General features: G+C 62.3%; 25 protein-coding genes. 13 read left to right on the forward strand and 12 right to left on the reverse strand.

The features are described from left to right. Window positions 1-220: 220 nt before the first annotated feature. The 4 genes from GGD57_RS04240 to GGD57_RS04255 form a co-directional block, all read right to left on the reverse strand. A complete protein-coding gene (locus tag GGD57_RS04240) occupies window positions 221-1,486 on the reverse strand; it encodes an NAD(P)/FAD-dependent oxidoreductase (protein ID WP_184467130.1) in 1,266 nt (421 codons plus the stop codon). A 176-nt stretch (window positions 1,487-1,662) separates the two neighbouring features. Beyond that, window positions 1,663-2,178: a BA14K family protein gene (locus GGD57_RS04245; protein WP_184467132.1), complete on the reverse strand. Its 516-nt coding sequence runs from the start codon at window positions 2,176-2,178 to the stop codon at window positions 1,663-1,665. Window positions 2,179-2,302: 124 nt separating this feature from the next. Then, entirely contained in the window at window positions 2,303-2,845 is a 543-nt protein-coding gene (locus GGD57_RS04250; protein WP_184467134.1) for a PH domain-containing protein, read from the reverse strand. A gap of 27 nt (window positions 2,846-2,872) precedes the next feature. Next, entirely contained in the window at window positions 2,873-3,337 is a 465-nt protein-coding gene (locus GGD57_RS04255) for an Lrp/AsnC family transcriptional regulator (protein WP_184467136.1), read from the reverse strand. A 155-nt stretch (window positions 3,338-3,492) separates the two neighbouring features. On the opposite strand from GGD57_RS04255, the gene GGD57_RS04260 reads away from it, so the two are divergent. The 4 genes from GGD57_RS04260 to GGD57_RS04275 all read left to right on the forward strand — a co-directional run bounded on the left by GGD57_RS04260 (window position 3,493) and on the right by GGD57_RS04275 (window position 7,371). Continuing rightward, entirely contained in the window at window positions 3,493-4,212 is a 720-nt protein-coding gene (locus GGD57_RS04260; RefSeq protein WP_184467138.1) for an aspartate/glutamate racemase family protein, read from the forward strand. A gap of 235 nt (window positions 4,213-4,447) precedes the next feature. Then, on the forward strand, window positions 4,448-5,365 hold the full coding sequence (locus tag GGD57_RS04265) for a bifunctional helix-turn-helix transcriptional regulator/GNAT family N-acetyltransferase (protein WP_184467140.1): 918 nt from the start codon (window positions 4,448-4,450) through the stop codon (window positions 5,363-5,365). Between the two features lie 72 nt (window positions 5,366-5,437). Next, window positions 5,438-6,061, forward strand: coding sequence for a TetR/AcrR family transcriptional regulator (locus GGD57_RS04270; RefSeq protein ID WP_184467142.1), 624 nt, complete (start codon window positions 5,438-5,440; stop codon window positions 6,059-6,061). A 92-nt stretch (window positions 6,062-6,153) separates the two neighbouring features. Beyond that, window positions 6,154-7,371 carry an MFS transporter gene (locus tag GGD57_RS04275; RefSeq protein WP_184467144.1) on the forward strand — a complete coding sequence of 406 codons (1,218 nt, stop codon included), beginning with the start codon at window positions 6,154-6,156 and terminating at the stop codon, window positions 7,369-7,371. Here the strand turns inward: GGD57_RS04275 and GGD57_RS04280 are convergent. Beyond that, window positions 7,368-7,784, reverse strand: coding sequence for a winged helix-turn-helix transcriptional regulator (locus GGD57_RS04280; protein ID WP_184467146.1), 417 nt, complete (start codon window positions 7,782-7,784; stop codon window positions 7,368-7,370). The genes GGD57_RS04275 and GGD57_RS04280 overlap by 4 nt on opposite strands. Before the next feature lie 122 nt (window positions 7,785-7,906). Between GGD57_RS04280 and GGD57_RS04285 the strand changes: the two genes are divergently transcribed. After that, window positions 7,907-8,812, forward strand: coding sequence for an SDR family oxidoreductase (locus GGD57_RS04285; RefSeq protein WP_184467148.1), 906 nt, complete (start codon window positions 7,907-7,909; stop codon window positions 8,810-8,812). A gap of 120 nt (window positions 8,813-8,932) precedes the next feature. Here GGD57_RS04285 and GGD57_RS04290 read toward each other — a convergent pair whose 3' ends face one another. Continuing rightward, window positions 8,933-9,685 (reverse strand): pyridoxine 5'-phosphate synthase, encoded by a 753-nt coding sequence (locus tag GGD57_RS04290; protein WP_184467150.1) that lies wholly within the window; start codon window positions 9,683-9,685, stop codon window positions 8,933-8,935. Between the two features lie 430 nt (window positions 9,686-10,115). Here GGD57_RS04290 and GGD57_RS04295 point away from each other — a divergent pair, with 430 nt between their 5' ends. Beyond that, entirely contained in the window at window positions 10,116-10,808 is a 693-nt protein-coding gene (locus tag GGD57_RS04295) for a MerR family transcriptional regulator (protein ID WP_184467152.1), read from the forward strand. A gap of 51 nt (window positions 10,809-10,859) precedes the next feature. Here the strand turns inward: GGD57_RS04295 and GGD57_RS04300 are convergent, their stop codons facing one another. Both GGD57_RS04300 and GGD57_RS04305 read right to left on the reverse strand, forming a co-directional pair. Further along, complete coding sequence (locus tag GGD57_RS04300; protein ID WP_010069524.1) at window positions 10,860-11,987, reverse strand: ATP-dependent DNA helicase; 1,128 nt, start codon at window positions 11,985-11,987, stop codon at window positions 10,860-10,862. A gap of 82 nt (window positions 11,988-12,069) precedes the next feature. Then, the gene (locus GGD57_RS04305; RefSeq protein ID WP_184467154.1) at window positions 12,070-12,996 is read right to left on the reverse strand and encodes a LysR family transcriptional regulator; all 927 of its coding nucleotides are present in this window, start codon (window positions 12,994-12,996) and stop codon (window positions 12,070-12,072) included. Between the two features lie 131 nt (window positions 12,997-13,127). Between GGD57_RS04305 and GGD57_RS04310 the strand changes: the two genes are divergently transcribed. The 4 genes from GGD57_RS04310 (at window position 13,128) to GGD57_RS04325 (ending at window position 16,491) form a co-directional block, all read left to right on the forward strand. Continuing rightward, a complete protein-coding gene (locus GGD57_RS04310) occupies window positions 13,128-13,607 on the forward strand; it encodes a carboxymuconolactone decarboxylase family protein (protein WP_184467156.1) in 480 nt (159 codons plus the stop codon). Window positions 13,608-13,675: 68 nt separating this feature from the next. Continuing rightward, complete coding sequence (locus GGD57_RS04315; RefSeq protein WP_184467158.1) at window positions 13,676-14,431, forward strand: SDR family oxidoreductase; 756 nt, start codon at window positions 13,676-13,678, stop codon at window positions 14,429-14,431. Window positions 14,432-14,496: 65 nt separating this feature from the next. Then, complete coding sequence (locus GGD57_RS04320) at window positions 14,497-14,913, forward strand: cupin domain-containing protein (RefSeq protein ID WP_184467160.1); 417 nt, start codon at window positions 14,497-14,499, stop codon at window positions 14,911-14,913. A gap of 96 nt (window positions 14,914-15,009) precedes the next feature. Further along, the gene (locus GGD57_RS04325; RefSeq protein WP_184467162.1) at window positions 15,010-16,491 is read left to right on the forward strand and encodes a cyclic nucleotide-binding domain-containing protein; all 1,482 of its coding nucleotides are present in this window, start codon (window positions 15,010-15,012) and stop codon (window positions 16,489-16,491) included. On the opposite strand, the gene GGD57_RS04330 is transcribed toward GGD57_RS04325, so the two are convergent. After that, window positions 16,492-16,980, reverse strand: coding sequence for an RrF2 family transcriptional regulator (locus GGD57_RS04330; RefSeq protein ID WP_184467164.1), 489 nt, complete (start codon window positions 16,978-16,980; stop codon window positions 16,492-16,494). It abuts the gene before it with no gap. 252 nt (window positions 16,981-17,232) lie between these two features. Here GGD57_RS04330 and GGD57_RS04335 point away from each other — a divergent pair, with 252 nt between their 5' ends. Genes GGD57_RS04335 through GGD57_RS04345 form a run of 3 tightly spaced genes read left to right on the forward strand, consistent with a single transcriptional unit; the run spans window position 17,233 to window position 18,957 of the window. Further along, entirely contained in the window at window positions 17,233-17,613 is a 381-nt protein-coding gene (locus GGD57_RS04335; protein WP_184467166.1) for a COG4315 family predicted lipoprotein, read from the forward strand. A gap of 49 nt (window positions 17,614-17,662) precedes the next feature. After that, the gene (locus tag GGD57_RS04340; protein WP_184467168.1) at window positions 17,663-18,178 is read left to right on the forward strand and encodes a sigma-70 family RNA polymerase sigma factor; all 516 of its coding nucleotides are present in this window, start codon (window positions 17,663-17,665) and stop codon (window positions 18,176-18,178) included. Then, window positions 18,175-18,957: an anti-sigma factor family protein gene (locus tag GGD57_RS04345; RefSeq protein WP_184467171.1), complete on the forward strand. Its 783-nt coding sequence runs from the start codon at window positions 18,175-18,177 to the stop codon at window positions 18,955-18,957. The genes GGD57_RS04340 and GGD57_RS04345 overlap by 4 nt, the downstream gene beginning before the upstream one ends. Here the strand turns inward: GGD57_RS04345 and GGD57_RS04350 are convergent. Genes GGD57_RS04350 through nthA form a run of 3 tightly spaced genes read right to left on the reverse strand, consistent with a single transcriptional unit; the run spans window position 18,952 to window position 20,622 of the window. Further along, window positions 18,952-19,329 carry a nitrile hydratase accessory protein gene (locus GGD57_RS04350; RefSeq protein ID WP_184467173.1) on the reverse strand — a complete coding sequence of 126 codons (378 nt, stop codon included), beginning with the start codon at window positions 19,327-19,329 and terminating at the stop codon, window positions 18,952-18,954. The two genes, GGD57_RS04345 and GGD57_RS04350, sit on opposite strands and share 6 nt — an antisense overlap. After that, the gene (gene nthB, locus GGD57_RS04355; RefSeq protein ID WP_184467175.1) at window positions 19,316-19,981 is read right to left on the reverse strand and encodes a nitrile hydratase subunit beta; all 666 of its coding nucleotides are present in this window, start codon (window positions 19,979-19,981) and stop codon (window positions 19,316-19,318) included. The genes GGD57_RS04350 and nthB overlap by 14 nt, the downstream gene beginning before the upstream one ends. After that, window positions 19,978-20,622, reverse strand: a complete 645-nt coding sequence (nthA, locus tag GGD57_RS04360; RefSeq protein WP_184467177.1) for a nitrile hydratase subunit alpha — start codon at window positions 20,620-20,622, stop codon at window positions 19,978-19,980. The genes nthB and nthA overlap by 4 nt, the downstream gene beginning before the upstream one ends. Window positions 20,623-20,629: the final 7 nt, after the last annotated feature.

A 20,629-nucleotide genomic window follows, 5' to 3' on the forward strand; every position in this document is an offset into this window, starting at 1 on the left:
CGTGAGAAGTGACTCGGCGCATTGGAACCTCTGTCCGTTGTTACGGCTGGATGCGGCCCCGGTGGTGGGGAGACGCGGGCGGGATGCTAAGGGCGTGTGGGGAGATGTGTCAAGCTTGGGTGTGTCGCTTTCGCGGCGTGGCGCCGGGTTGGTTTCCGGTGACGACGTGCCGTGAGGCACTCCCCTCTCCCACTATCTGCGATCTGCCCCAAGACGCACCCTACCCCTCCTCCCGCATCGTCTCCCGCTGGGTGATCAGCCGCGCGCTGTGCTGGCCGCTCAAGTAGATCCACAGCCAGCTCCAGGCGACGGAGAAGCGCGAGCGGGTGCCGATCAGGAAGTAGATGTGGGCAATGCCCCAGATCCACCAGGCGATCCAGCCCTTGAGCTTGATCCGGCCGAAATCGATGATCGCCGCACTCTGGCCGATCGTCGCCAGGCTCCCCTGGTGCCAATATTTGAAGGGCGCGGGGGCCGGTTTGCCCGAGAGGCGCGCGCGGATGACCTTGGCGACGTAGCCGCCCTGCTGCTTGGCGGCGGGTGCGATGCCCGGCACCGGCTTGCCGTCCTCGCGCAGGACCGAGGCGGTGTCGCCGATGACGAAGACGCCGGGCAGGCCGCGCGCACTCAGATCCTTTTCGACGACGACGCGCCCTGCCCGGTCGGCCGGCACGCCGAGCCAGCGGGCGGCCGGCGAAGCTGTGACGCCGGCCGCCCAGACGATGGTGCGGCTCGGGATAAAGCTCTCGCCGATCCTGACGCCGTCAGCGCCGCACTCCGTCACCGGCTTGCCGAGAAGCACCTCGACGCCGAGTTTCTCCAGCGCCTGTTGCGCATAGGCCGAAAGCTCCTCGGCGAAGGTCGGCAGCACGCGCGGGCCGGCCTCGACCAGCACGACGCGGGTCTTGCGCGTGTCGATATTGCGGAATTCCTTCGGCAGGGTGAAATGCGCGAGCTCGGCGATGATGCCGGCAAGCTCGACCCCGGTCGGCCCGGCGCCGACGATGGTGAAGGTGAGCAGCGCATCGCGCACGGCCGGATCGGCCTCCATCTCCGCCTTCTCGAAGGCGAGCAGCACGCGCCGGCGGATCGTCGTCGCGTCCTCCAGCGTCTTCAGACCGGGCGCCACCGGCTCCCATTCGTCATGGCCGAAATAAGCATGCGTCGCCCCGGTCGCCAGCACCAGCGTGTCGTACCCCAGAGTCATGCCGCTGCGTAACGAAACCGTCTTCGCGCCGCTGTCGACATCGGAGACCTCGCCGAGCAGCACGGTCACGTCGGGTCGGTCGGCATAGAGGCGGCGGATCGGCCAGGCGATTTCCGAGGTGGAGAGAATGGTCGTCGCCACCTGATAGAGCAGCGGCTGGAAGAGATGATGGTTGCGCCGGTCGACAAGCGTGATCCGTACCCCTGCGCCCTTCAACCCGTTGACGAGCTGCAGCCCGCCGAAACCGCCGCCGACAACGACGACATGATGATCGCTCATGACCTGCCCCTTCTGCGCCATTTCGCTGAAAGCCAATGTGGCCTTCGCCGCGAAGGTTGCAACCGCCGTTTTGGCATGTCTCCCCTGCGCCGATCGCAGCCGAAAAGGCCGCTTAACGGCCTGCAAGACGTTGGGCGGCTTGGAACCAAGTCATAACACAGATGCGTCAGTGCCTATCAATAGGGACCGACGCACTGACGACGGGGCCCATGATAGGGCTGGAAGGTGTTGTCGTACGCCCTGTACGAACGATAACGGGCATAGCACCAGCTCTCGTGACCGCCGCCCCCTCCATAATAGGCGGACGACGCATAGGCCCGGTAGGGCCTGCCATAGTAGCCGCCGTAATAACCGTAAGGCCTGCGGTAGTAGCCGTAGGGCGAGCCGTAATAGCCGTAGGGCGACCCGTAATACGAACCGTAATAGGGCTGCGCCAGTGCGCCGCCGATGATGGTGCCGACGGCCAGACCGCCGAGCGCCCAGCCCCAGCCTGATCCATTGTGATGATGGCCGTAATACCCGCCTCCATGATAACCACCACCCCAATGACCGCCATGGCCACGCCATTGCACTTGCTCTACCTGCTGCTGTGCTTCGATCCTGGGTGGGTTGATAGCCGGAAACGCCTGAACCGGCGCGACACCGGGGGCACCCATGATCAAGCCTAACGTGACGATTGCCAGCTTTCTCATGACTGTTCTCCTCTTCCTCCAAGAGGAGGAATATCCTCCCTTCCTCCTGAACCAAAGGTGAACATAATATATCGAAAAACGTTCCACATCGAGTTAAATTAATCGTTATCGATGGCGCTGAGGATTATCGGCTCCGGCATTCCGATCTTGCTTTTTCCAGGAGGCTGTAAACCTGTCGCGCATTGTCGATCCCCAGAAGCTGGGGCTCGTCGGCGAGGCCGGGTGTCCAGCCGCTCTTCCTCCTGTTGGATGGCACACCGAACTTGATCGTGCCCCTGCCGCGGCCGCCTTCTTCAAGACTGATCGACGGTAGAAGTTCGAGCTGATTGGTGGACAAATGTCGAAAGAGCCCACTTCTGCGAATGATCACGCGTCTGTCGGTCAACACGTATTCCGTCCGGGCCCGCACCGCCGCATCGACGAAAAAGCGTCCTGCCGTGATGTACAGGCCCATAAGCACGAATGGAATACCCCATAATTTTGTGAAAACGGGCGCTTCCGTGCTGATGGCAGTGATTTCCCAGAAGATCGCAAAACCACCCCAGAGAAGCGAAAACGGAACAAGGAGGAAATCCCGCGATGTCAAAAGAAAACCTTGGGCGGGACGCCCTGACCAAAGAAGCTTTTCCCCTGGCATGAAAAAGCTCCGAATATCGCTATCGCTCATACTACCCACGCCCCTTTCAAATGACATTTACCGGGCGTAGCCCACGGGTATCGCCATTCCATGTTTCAATTCTTCCATCGAGATCGACGCCGAGACGTCGAAGAGTTCAAGCTTGCGCACGATCTGCTTGTAGATCACATCGTAATGTTCGACGCGCGGCAGGACGATCTTCAGGATGTAATCGTGATTGCCGGTCAACCGGTGCGCCTCGACGATCTCGGGAATGTCGCTGATGATCCTGCGGAAGCTTTCCGTCCATTCGTCGGAATGGTGCGCCGTCTTCACCAGTGCGAAGACCGTCGTCGGCACACCCATTTTCTCCCGATCGAGCACGATGATGCGCCGGGCGATATGGCCGCTTTCCTCCAGCCGCTGGATGCGCCGCGAGCAGGCCGACACCGAAAGCGCCACGCGCTCGGCAAGGTCGGTCACGGAGATGCCTGCATCCTTCTGCAGCATATCGAGAATGCGTCTGTCGCGATCATCCAGCATGTGTGAGAAATAAACCTTCCGCCCCAGTTTTGCGCAATTACTCAAAATCACGCAAAATAATAGCACATATTGGAGGCGCAGGACAAACAACGCAAACACGTCGCGCCGGCATTGCGGCATCATTCTCGAAACTCGAAGCATGGGAGCATGAAGAGATGGAAACGATCGGCCTGATCGGCGGCATGAGTTTCGAAAGTTCGGCGGTCTATTATCGTCTCGTCAACGAGATGGTGCGCGCCCGCAAGGGTGGCCTCGCCTCGGCCGAACTCATTCTGCATTCGGTCAATTTCGAGGAGATCGTCGCCCTTCAGAAGGCCGGCAACTGGGATGGCGCCGCCCGCCGCCTCGGCGATGTTGCCGAACGCCTGCAGAGCGCCGGCGCCGGCTGCGTCCTCATCTGCACCAACACCATGCACCTGATCGCCGATGAGGTCGCAGCCCGGATCTCCGTGCCGCTGATCCACATCATCGACGAGACGGCAAAATCGTTGCGCGCCGACGGACGTAAGCGCCCGCTGCTGCTTGCCACCCGCTACACCATGGAGCACGGCTTCTACGCCGAGCGCATGAAGGGTCACGGCATCGACATCATGGTGCCCGACGCCGCCGACCGCACCACCGTGCACGACATCATCTTCAATGAACTCTGCGCCGGCAGGGTGCACGACAGCTCGCGCGAAAAGCTGATCGATATCATCGACCGCGCTGTCGACGACGGCGCCGACAGCATCATCCTCGGCTGCACCGAGATCTGCCTGATCCTCGACCCCACCCGCCTGCCGCTGCCGGGCTTCGACACCACGACGATCCATGCCCGCGCGGCGGTCGAATTCGCCCTTGGCGCAGAGGAAGAAGTGGAAGAGGAAGCCGCCTGAGGCAGGCTGATTTTGTTGACTCAGTCAACTAAATGCATGACAAGAGTCTTCATCGGAGACTTTTGTCAGTTTGTAGACACGCATCGTCTTTACTCGACGTCATCCTCGGCCTTGTGCCGAGGATCTGCTGCCCCATCGACCGGCATAGATGCTTAAGGCACAAGCCCGAGCATGGCGGAGATGTGGGTGGCGGGCCTTGTCAGCAACCTGACGAGATCTCCCTTTGGAGATCTCCATGTCCGACATTGCCCTCATCGAAACCGCCCGCGATTTCAACCGCTTCTACACCAATTTCCTTGGCCTCCTGAACAAGGCCTATCTCGACTCGCCCTATACGCTGACGGATGCCCGTATCCTCTTCGAGATCGGCTCGCATGACGGCGTCAGCGCCACGGCACTTGCCGGCGACCTGCATCTCGATCCGGCCTATCTCAGCCGCATCCTCAAGCGTTTCCGCACCGAGGGGCTGATCAGGACCGATCCCGATCCGGCCGATCTGCGCAGTCAAATCATCAATGTCACCGACCGGGGACGGGAGGAGTTCGAGGAACTCGGCCGCCGCGCCAATGCCCAGATCGCCGCCCGTTTCGACACTCTGGCGAGCGGCGAACCGGAAGCGGCGGTTTCCGCCATGCACACGATCCGCGCCTTGCTGGACCCCACGGCAAAACCGGCGCCCGCCATCATCCGCGCCCACCGCGCCGGCGATATCGGCTGGATCATCCAGAGCCAGAGCCGCTTCTATACCGAAGAATATGGCTGGGATCTGCGCTTCGAGGCGCTGGTCGCCGAGGTCGCCGGAAAGTTCCTCGCCAATTTCGATCCGGCGCTCGAATATTGCTGGATTGCCGAACGCGGCGGTATCAATGTCGGCTCCGTCCTCGTCACCAATGGCGGCGACGGCATCGCCAAGCTGCGGCTGCTTTATGTCGACAAATCAGCCCGCGGCCTTGGACTCGGCAAGCTGCTGGTCGACGAGTGCATCCGCTTTTGCAGGCAGAAGGGCTACAGCGAGCTCCAGCTCTGGACTAACGACATGCTGGAAACCGCCCGCGCCATCTATGTCAAAACAGGCTTTCGCCTTGTCTCCGAGGAGAGACATCGGATGTTCGGTCCGGAGGCCAACGGCCAAAACTGGGTTCTTGCCTTATGACGTCACCCGCCGGCTTGCTGCGTCGCAAAATTTCGCTTGATTTGGAAATGATCATTTCCTAATTAGGCGGACATGACAGCAACGACCCTCGACCATCAAGATAAGCCCCGGGGCCGCGGCCGTCCGCGGGAATTCGACGCGGACGCCGCCCTCGACGCGGCCCTCCGCGTCTTTTCCGAGCGCGGCTACAACGCCGCCTCGATCAGCGAACTCACAGAAGCCATGGGGCTTGCGTCAGGCAGCGTCTACAAGGCCTTCGGCGACAAGCGCGGCATCTTCCTGGCCGCCTTCGATCGCTACCGCGCCGTACGCCGCGGCCTGCTCTACGCGAAACTTGCCGGCGTCGAGACCGGCCGCGACAAGCTTCATGCACTGATCACCTTCTTTGCCTCCTCCTCGCACGGGCAGATCGGCAGGCAGGGCTGCCTCGTCGTCGGCAGCGCCGGCGATCTCGCGCTCTTCGACGAAGAGGCCGCCGAGCGGGTCGCCACCGCCTTTGCGACCGACGAGACACTTCTCGCCGACCTCATCCGCCTCGGCCAGTCCGACGGCTCGATTTCGGCTGATCTCGATGTATCGGGAGTAGCACTTGCCCTGCTCTGCCTCACCAAGGGCATGCGCGTCATCGGCAAGACGGGACGCAGCGGTGAGCAAATGGCGGCGGCGGCCGAAGCCGCGATAAAGCTGGTGACCTGATACTCCCCCGAGTGCCCTGCACTTCCCCGGCGGGAAACGGGTGGCGGCAGGACGATTTGCCACTAAATTTTTCAATCATACCGGAGTTTCTGATGAGCGTTTCAGCCACCACGCCGGATAAGGCCATTCCACGGGCGCTATCTCCCTGGCTCACCTTCCTTTTCGCCGCCGCCTGCGGGCTGGTGGCCGCCAATCTCTATTACGGCCAGCCGCTTGCCGGCCCGATCAGCACCGAACTCGGCTTCACGCCGGCCGCAACCGGCCTGATCGTGACGCTGACGCAGATCGGCTATGGCCTCGGTCTGCTGCTCATCGTGCCGCTCGGCGACCTCACCGAAAACCGCCGTCTGGTACTGATGCTGATCGCCGTCTCTGCCGTTGCATTGATCGGCGCGGCACTGTCGTCGACGCCCACGGCCTTCCTCACCGCCTCGCTCTGTATCGGCCTCTCCTCGGTCGCCGTTCAGGTTCTGGTTCCCTTTGCCGCAAACATGGCACCCGATGCGACGCGCGGCCAGGTCGTCGGCAATGTCATGAGCGGCCTGCTCTGCGGCATCATGCTGGCGCGGCCCTTCGCAAGCTTCGTCGCCGAGGCGTCCTCCTGGCACATGGTCTATTACGTCACGGCGGCGCTGATGCTCGTGCTCGCCGCCGTCCTGCGCGCCAACCTGCCGGTCCGCCTGCCGAAGACGAAGCTCGGTTATGGTGAGTTGCTCGCCTCCATGGCGCATCTGGCGCTGACCTCGCGCGTGCTGCAGCGCCGCGCCCTCTATCAGGCCGGCATGTTCGGCGCCTTCAGCCTGTTCTGGACGACGACGCCGCTGCTGCTCGCAAGCCCGGCCTTCGGCCTGACGCAGAACGGCATCGCCCTCTTTGCGCTCGCCGGTGCCGCCGGCGCCATCGCCTCTCCGATCGCCGGCCGGCTCGCCGACCGCGGCATGACGAAGATCGCCTCGACCATCGCCATGCTGCTCGGCATGACGTCCTTCCTGATCGGCCATTTCGCAAGCGACGGCTCGCTCACCGCCCTGATCCTTCTGACAGTGGCCGCGATCACGCTCGATTTCGGCGTCACGACCAATCTCGTCTGCGGCCAGCGCGCCATTTATGGCTTGAACCCGGAACACCGCAGCCGGCTGAACGGCCTCTTCATGGCCACCTTCTTTGCCGGCGGCGCGCTCGGCTCGGCGCTCGGCGGCTGGGCCTATGCGACCGGCGGCTGGACGATGACGGCCTGGATCGGCTTCGCCTTCCCGGCGCTCGCCTTCCTGCTGTTCTTGACGGAAGGTCGCGGCAGTAAGCCGCTCTAACTGTTGTCGGAATCGAAACGCAGGCGGGCGTCACGCACCGCTTCGTGGTTCATCTCCGCCCAGTTCAGAAGCTGCGACAGCGGCTGGTAGAGCGAGCGGCCGAGATCGGTCATCGAATATTCGACGCTCGGCGGCTTGGTCGGGAACACTTCGCGATTGACATAACCGTCCCTCTGCAGGTCGCGCAGCGTCTGCGTCAGCATGCGCTGCGAGATATCGGGGAGCAGGCGCCGCAACTCGCCGAAGCGGCGGGGTTCGGCCGCCAGCACTTCCAGCAGCAGCGTCGACCATTTGCCGCCGATGTGCTGCATCATGTCCCGGACCGGGCAATTGGAAAAATCGAGACCGGCGAGATCGATCTCGCGCCGCATGCCCGGCATCCTGTTCTTGAGGCTGAGGACCTCGCCGCTCATCTGGTGGTTCCCTTTTGGTAACTTGCAGCCGAAAAACTGCCTCCTTTACACCGGCAAGTCAATTCCTATTCTAGTGTTAGTCTCTTTTTGAGACCACCATCAAACGCAGAAGGAAATGACGTATGAGCGAAACCATCCTGGTCACCGGCGCTGCCGGACAGCTCGGCCAGCGTGTCATCCATCACCTCATCGAGACCTATAAGGTCGCCCCGGGCAGGATCGTCGCGGCAACGCGCAGCCCCGAGAAGCTCTCCGCTCTCGCAGACAAGGGCGTCGTCACCCGCAAGGCCGATTTCGATGATGCGGCCGGCCTGGAGAAGGCTTTCGCCGGCGTCGACCGGCTGCTGATCATCAGCACCGACGCGCTTGATACCCCCGGCAAACGGCTCGTCCAGCACAAGGCTGCCGTCGCTGCCGCCGCCAAGGCGGGCGTCAAGCACATCGCCTATACCTCGATGCCGGCGCCGGATGATTCGCTCGTCGTCTTCGCACCCGATCACCTCGGCAGCGAGAACGCCGTCAAGGCAAGCGGCGTCGCCTATACGATTTTCCGCAACGCCTGGTATCACGACAATTACCTGCACGCGATGCCGCACAACCTGCAGGGCGGCAAATGGTACACCGCCACGGGCGACGGCAAGATCGCGACCATCGCGCGTGACGACTGCGCCATGGCGATCGCCGCAGCCCTTGCCTCCGGCGCCTCCGAAAGCACCACCTATACGCTGACCGGCACCGAGCTGCTGACCAACCGGCAGGTCGCCGCCGCCGTCTCCGAAGCATCAGGCAAGCCGCTCGACGTGGTCGACGTCACGGACGAGCAGCTCGGCCAGGGCATCCGCGGCGCCGGCCTGCCCGGCTTCATCGCCGACATGCTGGTCTCCGCCGACGCCAACACCCGCGCCGGCAAATTTGCAATCGTCACCGGAGACTTCGCCAAGCTGACGGGCAGGCAGCCGCAGCCGCTGAAGGATTTCTTCGTGGCGCATAAGGCTGCGCTGACGGCGGCTGGCAGCGCTGCCCATTGAACATTCCGCTCATCCCTGCGCTTGTCGCAGGGATGAGCGGTCTGATTTTGAATGAGAAAACCTCGTTACCTCAGATGAGTCACTCACGGATGACGCGTCACGAAGGAAGCTACCCCTCAATCAAACCTTCTGACCACAAGCCCTGCAGAACCGCCGAACCGTTTCCGCCATGCCATATTCCAGTGCATCCGCAGTCAGCCCGTGGCCGATCGAGACTTCGGCGAGATCGGGAATACGCTTCACCAGATCAGGCAGGTTTGCCACCGTCAGATCATGCCCGGCATTGACGCCAAGGCCGGTCGCCAGCGCCGCATCCGCCGTCTTCCCCAGTGCTTCGAGGATCGGCGCAGCGCGTTCCGGAGCGTCGTAACAGCCGCCATAGGGGCCGGTGTAGAGTTCGATCCGGTCGGCGCCGACCGTCTTGGCGATCTTGACCGCTTCCACATCGCCATCGCCGTCGGCAAAAAGCGAGACACGGCATCCCATCGTCTTCAGCCGTGCGACGACATCGGTGAGGAATGCCTGGTGCTTGCGGAAATCCCAGCCATGATCGGAGGTCGCCTGCGAAGGGTCGTCCGGCACCAGCGTCACCTGCTCGGGCGCGGCACCCGCGCAGAGATCGAGGAATTCCTCTGTGGGATAACCCTCGATGTTGAATTCGGCCTTCGGGAATTCGTCGTCGATCAGGTTGCGGATGACGGGCAGGTCGGAAAATCTGATATGGCGCTGGTCGGGGCGCGGATGCACCGTCAGGCCGCTGGCGCCTGCTGCAAGGGCGATCCGCCCGAGCGCTTCGACACTCGGCCAGGGCAGATCGCGCCGGTTGCGCAGCATGGCGATGGCGTTGAGGTTCACGGAAAGCTTGGCGGGCATGGCGGGCATCCATCGGTCACGGAAATAACAGGCCTGCTTTTAAGCCAAGTGCCGTGCGATGGCCAACGAGATTCGCAGATGGATGCGATGAAGATCGCTGATGGGCGCACCCGCGCGTACCGCAAATAGTAATTCCCATCGCCTTTGAAGACGACCAGCAGATGCCGCAGTGCAGCAGATATTTTGCTGCAGCACACCCGACAACCGGCGTAAAATATGCCGTCACGTTGCTATCCCATTTAAAAGAGATTATTTTTAGCACTTATAAAAAAGATCGTTCACGCATAACGTGGACATTGTATCGCGTAAACGTACGCCGCGTACTGCTTCTTTCCCACGATAGAATGCCTAGAGGAAAACCCCACTCGCCGCGCCTGGGAAGCAACTGGCAAATCAGCATGAGGTGCAACACGATGCCCTAGGAGGGTTCATGCCAGACGGTTCCAAACGCCTGTTTGCTACCGCCGGTATTGCGTCGGAGGCCCGGTCGAAATACCGGTTTCTGCCTTCGGCCGCGCTGCCGCCGGATCTGCCAGACGGTCCCGTGCCCATTGCCGATATGGCTAACGCATTCGGCGTTACGCACAGGACACTGCATTTTTACGAAGAAAAAGGGTTGATTTCGGCCAATCGCATCGGCCTGATGCGGGTCTACGGACAAGACGATGTGATGCGTATGGCGGTCATTACCGTCTGTCGCGAGACGGGCATGCCGATTGCCGTCATCCAGGAACTGATGGACGAACTTCGCAAAGCCGATTCGCAGGAAAGGGCCGAAGCGATGTTCCGCGAGGCCCTGCAGGCGCGCAAGCGCGAACTGACGGCCGAGATGTCGACGCTGCACCGCCAGCTCCAGCAGGTCGGCGATCTCCTCGATTTCGACGACAGCATCGAGACTCAGCCGCTCAACGACAATCAGGACAGTTCCAGCCTCACCCCGCGGGAACTTCGCTGTCTGGAACTGATGGCAGAAGGCTATTCCACCCAGCGCATCGCCCGGGCGCTCGACCTGAAGCATGACGAGACCAGGGATCTCGAAGCCGGAATCATCCTGAAATTCCGCGCCAACAACCGCTTCCAGGCGATCGCCAAGGCCGTTCTGCTCGGCATCGTGCAAGCCTGAAGCACGAACCACGCCCCGACGGCCGCCACCGTCGCTTCCCCGCCAATCCGCTCAGCGAACGATCGTCAGCGTCTCCGCCGCGCGCGTGATCGCGGTATAGAGCCAGCGTTCCCGCGTATCACGAAAGGCCCAGCTCTCGTCGAACAGCACGACGTCGTCCCACTGCGAACCCTGCGCCTTGTGAACGGTGAGCGCATAGCCGTAGTCGAACTCGTCGTAGCGTTTGCGGGTATTCCACGGGATCTCGCCTTCGACATCCTCGAAGGCCTGCTTCAACAGCTTGATCTTCGCCGCCCCGCGATCCATGTCGTCGTCCTCGGGACGCACCAGCAGATTGATGCCGGGCTTGGTCGTTTCCTTGGACGAGGTCATCACCTGCCAGAGCGAGCCGTTGAGCAAGCCCTTGGCCGGATCGTTGCGGAGGCAGACGAGCTTGTCGCCGGTCTGCGGATAATCGGCATTGAAGCCTTTCAGCTCGCGCAGGCGCTGATTGTAGCGGCGCCGCGTCCGGTTGGTGCCGACGAGCACCTGATCGGCTTTCATCACGAGATCCTGCGTCACCTCGTTCTTCGAGATCACCTTGGCCGTGCCGTAGTCGCCATACATGATCTCATTGCCTTCGCGCACCTGCATGGCGAGCTTGATGATCGGATTGTCGCGCGCTTGGCGGTGAATGTCGGTGAGCAGGTAATCCGGATCCTGATTGGTGAAGTAGCCGCCGCCCGAAACCGGCGGCAGTTGGCCGGGATCGCCGAGCACCAGGATCGGCGTGCCGAAGCTCATCAGATCCTTGCCGAGTGCCTCGTCCACCATCGAGCATTCGTCGACGATGATCAGCGCCGCTTTCGCGACCGGACTCTGCCGGTTGATCGCAAACATCGGCGCGATCGAGGTTTTGCCGGTTTCCTCGTCTTCGACCGCCTCCTCGCCGCGCGGGCGATAGATCAACGAATGGATGGTCTTGGCGTTGGAAGCGCCGCGTGAGCGCAGCACCTGCGCGGCCTTGCCGGTGAAGGCGGCAAACAGCACGTCGCCATCGACATTCTCGGCAAAATGCCGGGCAAGCGTTGTCTTGCCGGTTCCGGCATAGCCGAACAGGCGAAAAAGCGGCGAGCGCCCTTCGTTCAGCCATTTCGAAACAGCCTTGAGGGCTTCGTCTTGTTGCGGCGCAAATTGCATGATTGCATGACTTGGCAGGATTCGCCTGACTTAGGCAAGGCGGAAACTGATGCGCCAGGGCCGTGGCGGCAGATCCCTGCTCTCATCCGTTCCAGCCCCGGTCCGCGCCGCTTGCGCACATGAATGGATCCTGCGCCATCGCATTCATCAGAAAATCCAGAACAGTCTTGACGCGCAGCGGCATGTTGCGTCGCGAGGGATAGACGACGGTGACCGGCAGCCGGCTCGGCTGGAAATCCTTCATCACCGGGATGAGCCGGCCGGCGGCGATGTCGGGCATGGCGATGATGTGGGAGAGCACCGCGAGGCCCGCGCCGGCAAGGGCGGCCCTGTGAATGGCGACTGCGTTGCAGGCGGTCAGCCGCGGCGAGATCCGGACGGTCATGTCCTCCGAGCCGTTCGAGAAGGACCATATGTTGGCCTCGCCTGCCCTGCCGTAGCACAGGCATTCATGGTCCTTGATATCCTTCGGAGCGCGCGGCGCCACCCTGCGTGCGAGATAGGCGGGAGAGGCGACGAGGAAGGCCGTCGTCCAGCCGATCCGCCGGCAGACGAGGCTGCTGTCGGCGACCGGCCCAAGGCGCACTTCGAGGTCCAGGCGCTCCTCGATCATGTGAGAACTCTGCTCCCTGAAGAGCAGCTCGACCGAGAGCTTCGGGTGGGCAGCTAGAAGATCGCCCAGCCTCTCGCTTAGATAGAGGCCGAGCGGTGCCGGAACGCTGAGCCTGACCTTGCCCGAAGCGACCGCTCCATCCGATCCGGTGGCATCGCCAAGCTCCTCCACCGCTTCCAGAATCCTGAGCGCCATCGGCAGCATTCGTTCCCCCTCCGCCGTCAGCGACAGGCCGCTCGTCGTGCGATGCAGAAGGCGCGTGTTGAAATGGCCTTCGAGTGCAGCGACCTGCCGCGAGACCGCCGGCTGGGTCACGTCGAGATCATGCGCGGCGGCTGAAAACGAGCCCGTCTCCACGACGCGCTGAAAGGTCCGCAATGCCGAAACGATATCCATGACAGCCCCCTCATACTTTTGCGCATAGGCTTTATGCCGCCAGACTAGGTGAGAATGGCTTTACAGTCCAGCAATTACGGATATATTTTATCCATAAGGATATTAAATATCCTTAATCAGAGGAGAAAGACATGACCCAGCGATTGAACTACGCCCAGCAGTCCCCCGAGCTTTTCAAGAAATTCATGGAATTCAGCATGGCACTGAAGAGCAGCGTGATCGACGAGAAGCTGCAGGCGCTCGTCGAAATCCGGGCTTCGCAGATCAACGGATGCGGCTTCTGCCTCGACATGCATGTGAAGCAGGCAAAGATCCATGGCGAGAGCGAGCTGCGGATCTATCACGTCGCCATCTGGCGGGAATCGAACCTGTTCATTCCCCGCGAGCGCGCAGCCCTTGCCTGGACCGAAGCCCTGACGAAACTTCCCGAGGGCGGTGTTCCCGACGAGATCTACGAACAGGTTCGCGGCCAGCTTTCGGAGAAGGAAATCTCCGACCTGACCTTCGTCGTCATGGCCATCAATGCCTGGAACCGCGTCAATGTCGGCTTCAAGACCGTGCCCGGCACGGCCGACAAGGCCTACGGCCTCGATAAGGCCGGTCTGAACTAACCCTCGCAATTCATTGAGAAGATTCAGTTTTGACGCTGCCGCAGCCCGGCAGCGAAGGGAGATCCATTATGAAAATCGTCGTCATCGGCGGAACCGGCCTCATCGGTTCGAAGACTGTCGAACGCCTGCGCAAGCGCGGCCATGAGGTGATCGCCGCCTCGCCGAACTCCGGCGTCAACACGATCACCGGAGAAGGGTTGGCGGAAGCGCTTGCCGGCGCCGAAGTCGTGCTCGACCTTGCCAATTCGCCCTCTTTCGAGGACAAGGCCGTGCTCGAATTCTTCGAGACCTCGGGACGCAATCTTCTCGCCGCCGAAAAGGCCGCAGGCGTCAAGCACCATATCGCCCTTTCGGTCGTCGGCACCGAGCGCCTGCAGGAAAGCGGCTATTTCCGCGGCAAGCTCGCCCAAGAAAAGCTGATCAAACAGTCCGGCATTCCCTATACCATCGTGCATTCGACGCAGTTCATGGAATTCCTGAACGGCATCGCCCAATCCGGCACTGTCGGCCAGACGGTCCGCCTGTCGCCGGCCTATGTCCAGCCGATCGCTTCCGACGACGTGGCCGACGCCATGGCCGACGTGGCGCTCTCAGCTCCTGCCAACACCACGGTCGAGATAGCAGGTCCGGAACGGGCCCGCCTCAGCGAACTCGTCGCCCGCTACCTGAAGGCGACAAAAGACTCGAGAACCGTCGAGGCCGATGCCGAGGCGCGATATTTCGGCGCGAGACTGAACGATCAGTCGCTCGTCTCAGATGACAATCCGCGGCTCGGTTCGATCACCTTCGAAGAGTGGTTCGCCAAATCAGCCCAGTCGAAGTGATTTGCTTGTCTCAGGACGCTCCGCCCGAGCACATCCTCTTCACCCCAGCAACAAAGGAGATCCCCATGATCAGAGCATCGATCATCGCCGCCGCCCTCGCCTTTCTCACAGCCACCGGCGCCGCCGCCAACGACAGCAGCAAGTCCGCGAAGGTGACGCTTGTCTATGAGCACGAACTGCCGAACGTGCCGGGCAAGAGCATCAAGGGCGTGCTGGTCGAATACGGCCCGGGTGGCTTCTCCGAAGGCCATACCCACCCGGACACGGCCTTCATCTACGCCACCGTGCTCGAAGGATCGATCCGCAGCCAGGTCAATGACGGGCCGGTCAAGGTCTATCAGGCCGGAGAGAGTTTCTCGGAAATGCCGGGCGACCGTCATGGCGCCAGCGCCAACGGCAGCGAGACCAAGCCCGCCCGCCTGCTCGCCGTCTTCGTCGTCGACACCAATCAGAAGGAACTGACCTTCCCGCTGCAGAACTGACGCTCCGCAAATAGTTGCCCGCGCAGAGCCCGCCGCTTGCGCGGGTGGCCGACATGCTCAATCATGTGCCGCCCGCCCTCCCGGAGACAGAGAGAGATGATCTACGACGCGCTCTTCGGCAAGCCTCTGATATCGCTCATAATAGTCGGCTTCGCCGGCATCGTTGTCTGGCATCTGCTCTCCCGCCAGCGGCCGACGACGCGGCTGGTGGTGCAGATCCTGTTCTTTGGCCTGATGACGCTGATCATCGTCGGCAGCGGCATCGAGCCTCACCGGTTTCAGGGATATGACTCGGAAGATCCGCAGGCCCTGCTCGTCGTTCTCGCGAAATCGCTCTGGTGGGTTCACCTGGCATGGGCCGTCATCGGCTTCATCAGGCTGTATCTGGTGCTGGAGGGCAGCCCTCGGGAGGCCCGCCTGCTCCAGGATCTCGTCATCGGCGTCGTCTATATCGGCATGGCGCTCTCGATCCTCGCCTTCGTTTTCGGCGTGCCGATCGGAACCCTCGTCGCGACATCGGGCGTGGTCGCCATCATTCTCGGTCTGGCGCTCCAGAACACGCTCGCCGACGTCTTTTCCGGCATCGCGCTGACGCTCGGCCGGCCCTATGTCATCGGCGACTGGATCCTGTTGAGCGACGGCACGGAAGGGCGCGTCGTCGAAAGCAACTGGCGCGCGACACACATCCTGACCAGCGCAAACAATATCGTCGTCCTGCCGAACAGCTTTCTGGCGAAACTCGGCCTGACCAATGTCAGCCGGCCGGATGAGACGCATCTGCTGATCCTTACCATCCGGATCGCCCCGACGCGGATGCCAGCATCGATCCGCCAGATCATGCTCTCTGCTCTCACGAGCTGCAATTCGATCGTGCGCGAGCCGCCGCCCGTCGTGGCGCTGAAGGGGCTGGATGCCACCGCGCTCGAAGTCGAGCTGCAGTTCCGGGTGACGAGCCCCAGCCAGCGCGTGCCGGCGCGAAACGAGGTGCTCGATCTCGTCTATCGCCATTGCAAATCCGCCGGCCTGCTTCTGGCCGTTCCACCCGCGGCCAATGTCCTGACCACCGATCTGCCGACGGAAGAAAACGCCAGGCCGCCGAGCGTTACGCCGCTTGCGCTGATCGAAGCCATTCCGGTCTTTGCGACACTGAAGGCGGATGAGAAGCAGAAGCTCGCCGAGACCACCACGGTCCGGCAGTTCCGCAAAGGCGATGTGATCGTGCGGGAGGGCGAGATGCTGCCCTCGCTGATGATGGTGCGCGCCGGCATCATCGTGGCGCGGCGCGAAGGCGAAGAGCGCGGGCGGTTTGCGCCAGGCGATTTTTTCGGCGAGACCGGCCTTCTTGCCGGCATGCAGGAGGTCTGCGCCCTGGAGGCCCTGACCCCGGTGACGGTCTATGAAATCGACCAGGAGGCCTTCGCGCCGCTGCTCACCGAACGCCCCGCTTTGGCCGAAGAGATCGCCGAAGCCCTCGCCGGCCGCGCCGAACGCTTCCGCGACGGCACAGCCCGGCCTGCGGAACAAGCTCACAACGCGCACGCCATCCTGAAGACCATCAGGACCATTTTCAGGGCGTGATCAGCCGGCACGCTGGAGCACCCATTGGAACGTGCTTTGCCAGATATCGGCCGGCACCTCCTCGGACAAGGTGCCGACGAGATCGGAGAGCCGCACGCGCCTCAGCGTATCGCGCCAGGCCTCGTCAGCTTCCCACATGACGCGTGCAACCGCGCAAGGCTTGCTGTCGCAATAGCCTGCTGGCCGGCACGGATTGTTCTCCCGGATATTCGTGCAGGTGAAGCTGCGCGCCTTTCCCTCGACCGCCTCGACAATGTCGAGGAAATTGATCTCGGAGGAGGATCTTGCAAGCCTGTAGCCGCCGCTCGGGCCGAGCGTGGTATCGACGAGCGAGGCTTGCGAAAGGCTTTGCAGCGCCTTGGAGAGATATTCCTTCGGCAGACCATGAAGCTCGGCGAGCGCCTTGGTGGAGAGATACCTGCCCTCGGGCAGGCCCGCGAGAACGGCGCAACAATGCAGCGCCCACTCGACCTGGCTTTTCAGGATCATTCAGCAACTCGTAATGGCTGGTTCGGCGAACCAAATTAAGGATATAGAATATCCGCAAATCAGCATGATGTAAATAACCGGCGGCGACAGCGAAGACGTCCACCTTCGTCGAGCAGATCGCATCCCGGTGTGCCTCGCCGCAACCCGCCATTTTCCGCGAAAAACTTTCGCTCAGCCGGGAATAAAATCGCCTCGTCCCGTGTCTCATCTCCGGTATCGCAGTATTGCGTGCCCAACCCAAGGAGAGACATCATGACATCCGTGAAATTCCTGTCCGTCGTGGCTGCCGCCGCCCTTGCCGCGACCGCTGCTTTTGCAGCCGCTCCCGTCAAGGAAGTCGAATCCGCCAAGGGCAAGGTGCTGGCCGGCGAAAACGGCATGACCCTCTACACCTTCAAAAAGGACGCCAAGGGCGTTTCCAACTGCAACGACGACTGCGCCAAGAACTGGCCACCGCTGATGGCCGCTTCCGATGCCAAGGCCGATGGTGCATATTCGATCATCGACCGTAAGGATGGTAAGAAGCAATGGGCCAAGGACGGCATGCCGCTCTACTACTGGGTCAAGGACAAGAAGGCCGGCGACATCACCGGCGACGGCGTCGGCGGCAACTGGGAACTCGCCAAACCTTGATCACGGGGGCCTTGATGGCACAGGCCTCGATCAAAAGAGAACGGCTGGCGTGAAAACACCCGCACCCGACAGTTTCGAGGGCCAGATCCTGGCCCTCCTGCCCTCGCTCAGGCGCTATTCGCGCAGCCTGACGCGCTCGGATGCCGATGGCGAGGACCTGCTCCAGGATTGCGTCGAGAAGATTCTGACGCGCCGCGGCCAGTGGCGCGGCCTCAACCTGCGCGGCTGGGTCCTGACCATCATGACCAATCTCTATCGCAACGGCCGGCGCGGCAAGGCGCGCGACGGCCTCGTCGAGTTCGACGCCGCGGCCGATATCGCCGCACCCGAACCGCCGGTCGATCCGCTGGAACGCGCGCGGCTCGACAACGCACTGAACAGCCTTTCGGAGGAGCACCGCGCCGTGCTGATGCTCGTGGTCATCGAGGGATATACCTATGGCGAGGTCGCCACCGCCCTCGATATCCCGATTGGCACCGTCATGTCCCGCCTGTCGCGCGCCCGCCAGCGCGTCGCCGAGCGGCTGAAGGCCGACAACGTCATTACGCTTCGGAGACCGAAATGAACGAAGCCGACCCGATCGTCACCGAAGCCGATCTCCACGCCTATGCCGACGGCCAACTGCCGGAAACGGCCCGCGCGCGCATCGAAGCCTACCTCGCCGACAATCCCGACGAGGCGACGATGGTCGCCGAATGGCAGGCGCAGAACACGGGCATCCGGTCGCTGTTTTCAGGTTATGAAAAGGCAAAAGACATCGATCCCTTGCTCGTCATTCCCCCGCACAGCGTGTCGTCAAAGCGCAAAGGCTGGGCGATCGCCGCCTCGGCCCTTCTCGTCTTCGCGCTCGGCGCCGTCAGCGGCCATTATGGCCCCTCCCTTCTGGAAAAGCCGGAACTGCAGCTTGCCAGCTCCGAAACCTTGCCGAAACAGGCTGAGACGGCGTTTGCCGTCTATGCCGCCGAAGTTCGCCATCCCGTCGAGGTCTTTGCCGACGAGGAGGCCCACCTCGCCACCTGGCTCGGCAAGCGCCTGGCAATCGAAAACCTCAAAATCCCGAGCCTGCAGCCGCTCGGCTTCAAGCTGGTCGGCGGCCGCCTGCTGCCGGTCGACGGTCGACCGGGCGCCATGTTCATGTACGAGAACCAGACCGGCGAACGCCTGACCGTCCTGGTCGGCCGCAACGCCGAAAACCGCACGACCAGCTTCCGCTTCGCCTCCTCGGGCAATGTCGAGACCTTCTACTGGATCGACGGCGAACTCGGCTACGCCGTCACCGGCGAAATCTCCCGCGAAACGCTGCGCGCGGTGGCCGAGGAGTGCTACCGGCAGTTCCCGTCATGATTTTCGCAACGGATCATTGGCAAGCTCGATCGGCTTGCCATGCGGCGTCGCCTCGGCCGCCCGCTGCCAGCTCTTCTGCAGATCTGAGATGACGGAGGCATCCGCCACGCCGCGACTGACCAGGAGTGCGGAAAGGGCCACCACCCAGCGGTCGAAATAATCGCTGCCGTCTTCCGCTCGACCTGGCTGATGCAATTCCTTCGAGAGAGAGGCAGCCCATTCGCTCCAGGTGAAAAGGCCTTTTTCGTGCAGCTGCACAGTCATGGCGAAGGCTTCCGCCGCCCAGGGCTCAGGGAAAACAGGATCGCCCTCCGGCGACTTCGGCAGATCAGGCGATTGCGAGAGCTGAGAGGGGTTTTCACACACGCTCAAGATAGCTCTCCCATGCATCGATCGAGACCGTCAGTGACGGTGACGGGTCCGTGCCCTCGCCCCACACCTCCGTGCCGTCGAAGACGACGGTATAAAGCCATTGCGCGTTTTCGCCTTTGCCATGGGCATTGTCGTCAGGAAAGACGAAGGAACCCTGCACAGCTTCGACGATGCCGGTCTTGGCCCTGGCATAACGCGGCAGACGCGTATGGGTGGCCGGATTGAAATTCTTCGTCCGAACCGTCTCACCGACCACGAAGAGCGGAGCGGCCTCGACAGGACGATCACAAGGCCCGCCTTTGGCCAGAGCCGCCGGCACCATCTCCGCCTTCAGCACCCGCTTCGGCGTGGAGCCCGCCTGCAGCTTCTGCCCGCTGGAAAGCTCTTCGCGCGTCGCAAAGCCGTGCCGTTCGAGCAGCGTTTCGACGCCACGGATCCAGATCTCGTAATAGCTCGCCGCGAGATAATCGGCGGGCGGAATATTTTCGCGCGCATGCCGGCTTTCATCGATCGTCCAGGCCCCGAAAGCGCCGCAGGAAAGCGTGATGCCGAGCGCCCGCTTTTCCCATTCGGCATGGAAATAGGGCTCGTCCTTCTCGGGCGCGACAGGCCCGAAACCCATCTGCCCGCCGAGATCATGCGGTCCGTTCATGACAGAGCCTCCGGGCTGCCTGCAACAGCCGTCCCGATCATCGCATCGCGGCTGACGAGACCGGCCAATGCGGCTTCGTCCATGCCTTCCGTACCCTTGGGCCGCTCGGGGATGACGAGATAACGCAACTCCGCCGTCGAATCCCAGACGCGGATCTTCTTCTCCTCAGTCAGCACCAGCCCGAATTCGGCAAGCACGCCGCGCGGGTCGATGACGGCGCGCGAGCGATAGGCCGGCGCCTTGTACCAGACTGGCGGCAGGCCGAGCACCGACCAGGGATAACAGGAGCAGAGCGTGCAGACGATGAGGTTATGGGTGTCGGGCGTATTGAAGACGGCGCGCATATGCTCGCCCTGCCGGCCGGTGTAACCGAGACTGGCAATCGCCGCGGTCGCATCGCGTTTCAGCCAGTCCGCGAAGTTGGCATCGCTCCAGGCTTTGGCGACAACATGCGCGCCGTTACGCGGCCCCACCTTCGTCTCGTAAGTCTCGACAATCGCATCGATCGCCGCCGGATCGATCAACCCCTTCTCCGTCAGCAGCGTTTCCAGCGCTTTGACGCGGGCTTGCATGTCGGAATAGTGATTGTCGTGATGGTGGCGGTGGTGGTCATGATCCGCATGATCTTCTCTGTGCCGCATAACGCCC

Origin of the sequence: Rhizobium esperanzae, assembly GCF_014197615.1 — a bacterium.
Taxonomy (GTDB): Bacteria; Pseudomonadota; Alphaproteobacteria; order Rhizobiales; family Rhizobiaceae; genus Rhizobium; species Rhizobium esperanzae_A.

Excerpts from the sequence above, each read along its gene's own strand:
- GGD57_RS04240 (WP_184467130.1), bottom strand. The coding sequence starts at position 1,486 with ATGAGCGATCATCATGTCGTCGTTGTCGGCGGCGGTTTCGGCGGGCTG.
- GGD57_RS04245 (WP_184467132.1), bottom strand. The coding sequence starts at position 2,178 with ATGAGAAAGCTGGCAATCGTCACGTTAGGCTTGATCATGGGTGCCCCC.
- GGD57_RS04250 (WP_184467134.1), bottom strand. The coding sequence starts at position 2,845 with ATGAGCGATAGCGATATTCGGAGCTTTTTCATGCCAGGGGAAAAGCTT.
- GGD57_RS04255 (WP_184467136.1), bottom strand. The coding sequence starts at position 3,337 with ATGCTGGATGATCGCGACAGACGCATTCTCGATATGCTGCAGAAGGAT.
- GGD57_RS04260 (WP_184467138.1), top strand. The coding sequence starts at position 3,493 with ATGGAAACGATCGGCCTGATCGGCGGCATGAGTTTCGAAAGTTCGGCG.
- GGD57_RS04265 (WP_184467140.1), top strand. The coding sequence starts at position 4,448 with ATGTCCGACATTGCCCTCATCGAAACCGCCCGCGATTTCAACCGCTTC.
- GGD57_RS04270 (WP_184467142.1), top strand. The coding sequence starts at position 5,438 with ATGACAGCAACGACCCTCGACCATCAAGATAAGCCCCGGGGCCGCGGC.
- GGD57_RS04275 (WP_184467144.1), top strand. The coding sequence starts at position 6,154 with ATGAGCGTTTCAGCCACCACGCCGGATAAGGCCATTCCACGGGCGCTA.
- GGD57_RS04280 (WP_184467146.1), bottom strand. The coding sequence starts at position 7,784 with ATGAGCGGCGAGGTCCTCAGCCTCAAGAACAGGATGCCGGGCATGCGG.
- GGD57_RS04285 (WP_184467148.1), top strand. The coding sequence starts at position 7,907 with ATGAGCGAAACCATCCTGGTCACCGGCGCTGCCGGACAGCTCGGCCAG.
- GGD57_RS04290 (WP_184467150.1), bottom strand. The coding sequence starts at position 9,685 with ATGCCCGCCAAGCTTTCCGTGAACCTCAACGCCATCGCCATGCTGCGC.
- GGD57_RS04295 (WP_184467152.1), top strand. The coding sequence starts at position 10,116 with ATGCCAGACGGTTCCAAACGCCTGTTTGCTACCGCCGGTATTGCGTCG.
- GGD57_RS04300 (WP_010069524.1), bottom strand. The coding sequence starts at position 11,987 with ATGCAATTTGCGCCGCAACAAGACGAAGCCCTCAAGGCTGTTTCGAAA.
- GGD57_RS04305 (WP_184467154.1), bottom strand. The coding sequence starts at position 12,996 with ATGGATATCGTTTCGGCATTGCGGACCTTTCAGCGCGTCGTGGAGACG.
- GGD57_RS04310 (WP_184467156.1), top strand. The coding sequence starts at position 13,128 with ATGACCCAGCGATTGAACTACGCCCAGCAGTCCCCCGAGCTTTTCAAG.
- GGD57_RS04315 (WP_184467158.1), top strand. The coding sequence starts at position 13,676 with ATGAAAATCGTCGTCATCGGCGGAACCGGCCTCATCGGTTCGAAGACT.
- GGD57_RS04320 (WP_184467160.1), top strand. The coding sequence starts at position 14,497 with ATGATCAGAGCATCGATCATCGCCGCCGCCCTCGCCTTTCTCACAGCC.
- GGD57_RS04325 (WP_184467162.1), top strand. The coding sequence starts at position 15,010 with ATGATCTACGACGCGCTCTTCGGCAAGCCTCTGATATCGCTCATAATA.
- GGD57_RS04330 (WP_184467164.1), bottom strand. The coding sequence starts at position 16,980 with ATGATCCTGAAAAGCCAGGTCGAGTGGGCGCTGCATTGTTGCGCCGTT.
- GGD57_RS04335 (WP_184467166.1), top strand. The coding sequence starts at position 17,233 with ATGACATCCGTGAAATTCCTGTCCGTCGTGGCTGCCGCCGCCCTTGCC.
- GGD57_RS04345 (WP_184467171.1), top strand. The coding sequence starts at position 18,175 with ATGAACGAAGCCGACCCGATCGTCACCGAAGCCGATCTCCACGCCTAT.
- nthB (WP_184467175.1), bottom strand. The coding sequence starts at position 19,981 with ATGAACGGACCGCATGATCTCGGCGGGCAGATGGGTTTCGGGCCTGTC.
- nthA (WP_184467177.1), bottom strand. The coding sequence starts at position 20,622 with ATGCGGCACAGAGAAGATCATGCGGATCATGACCACCACCGCCACCAT.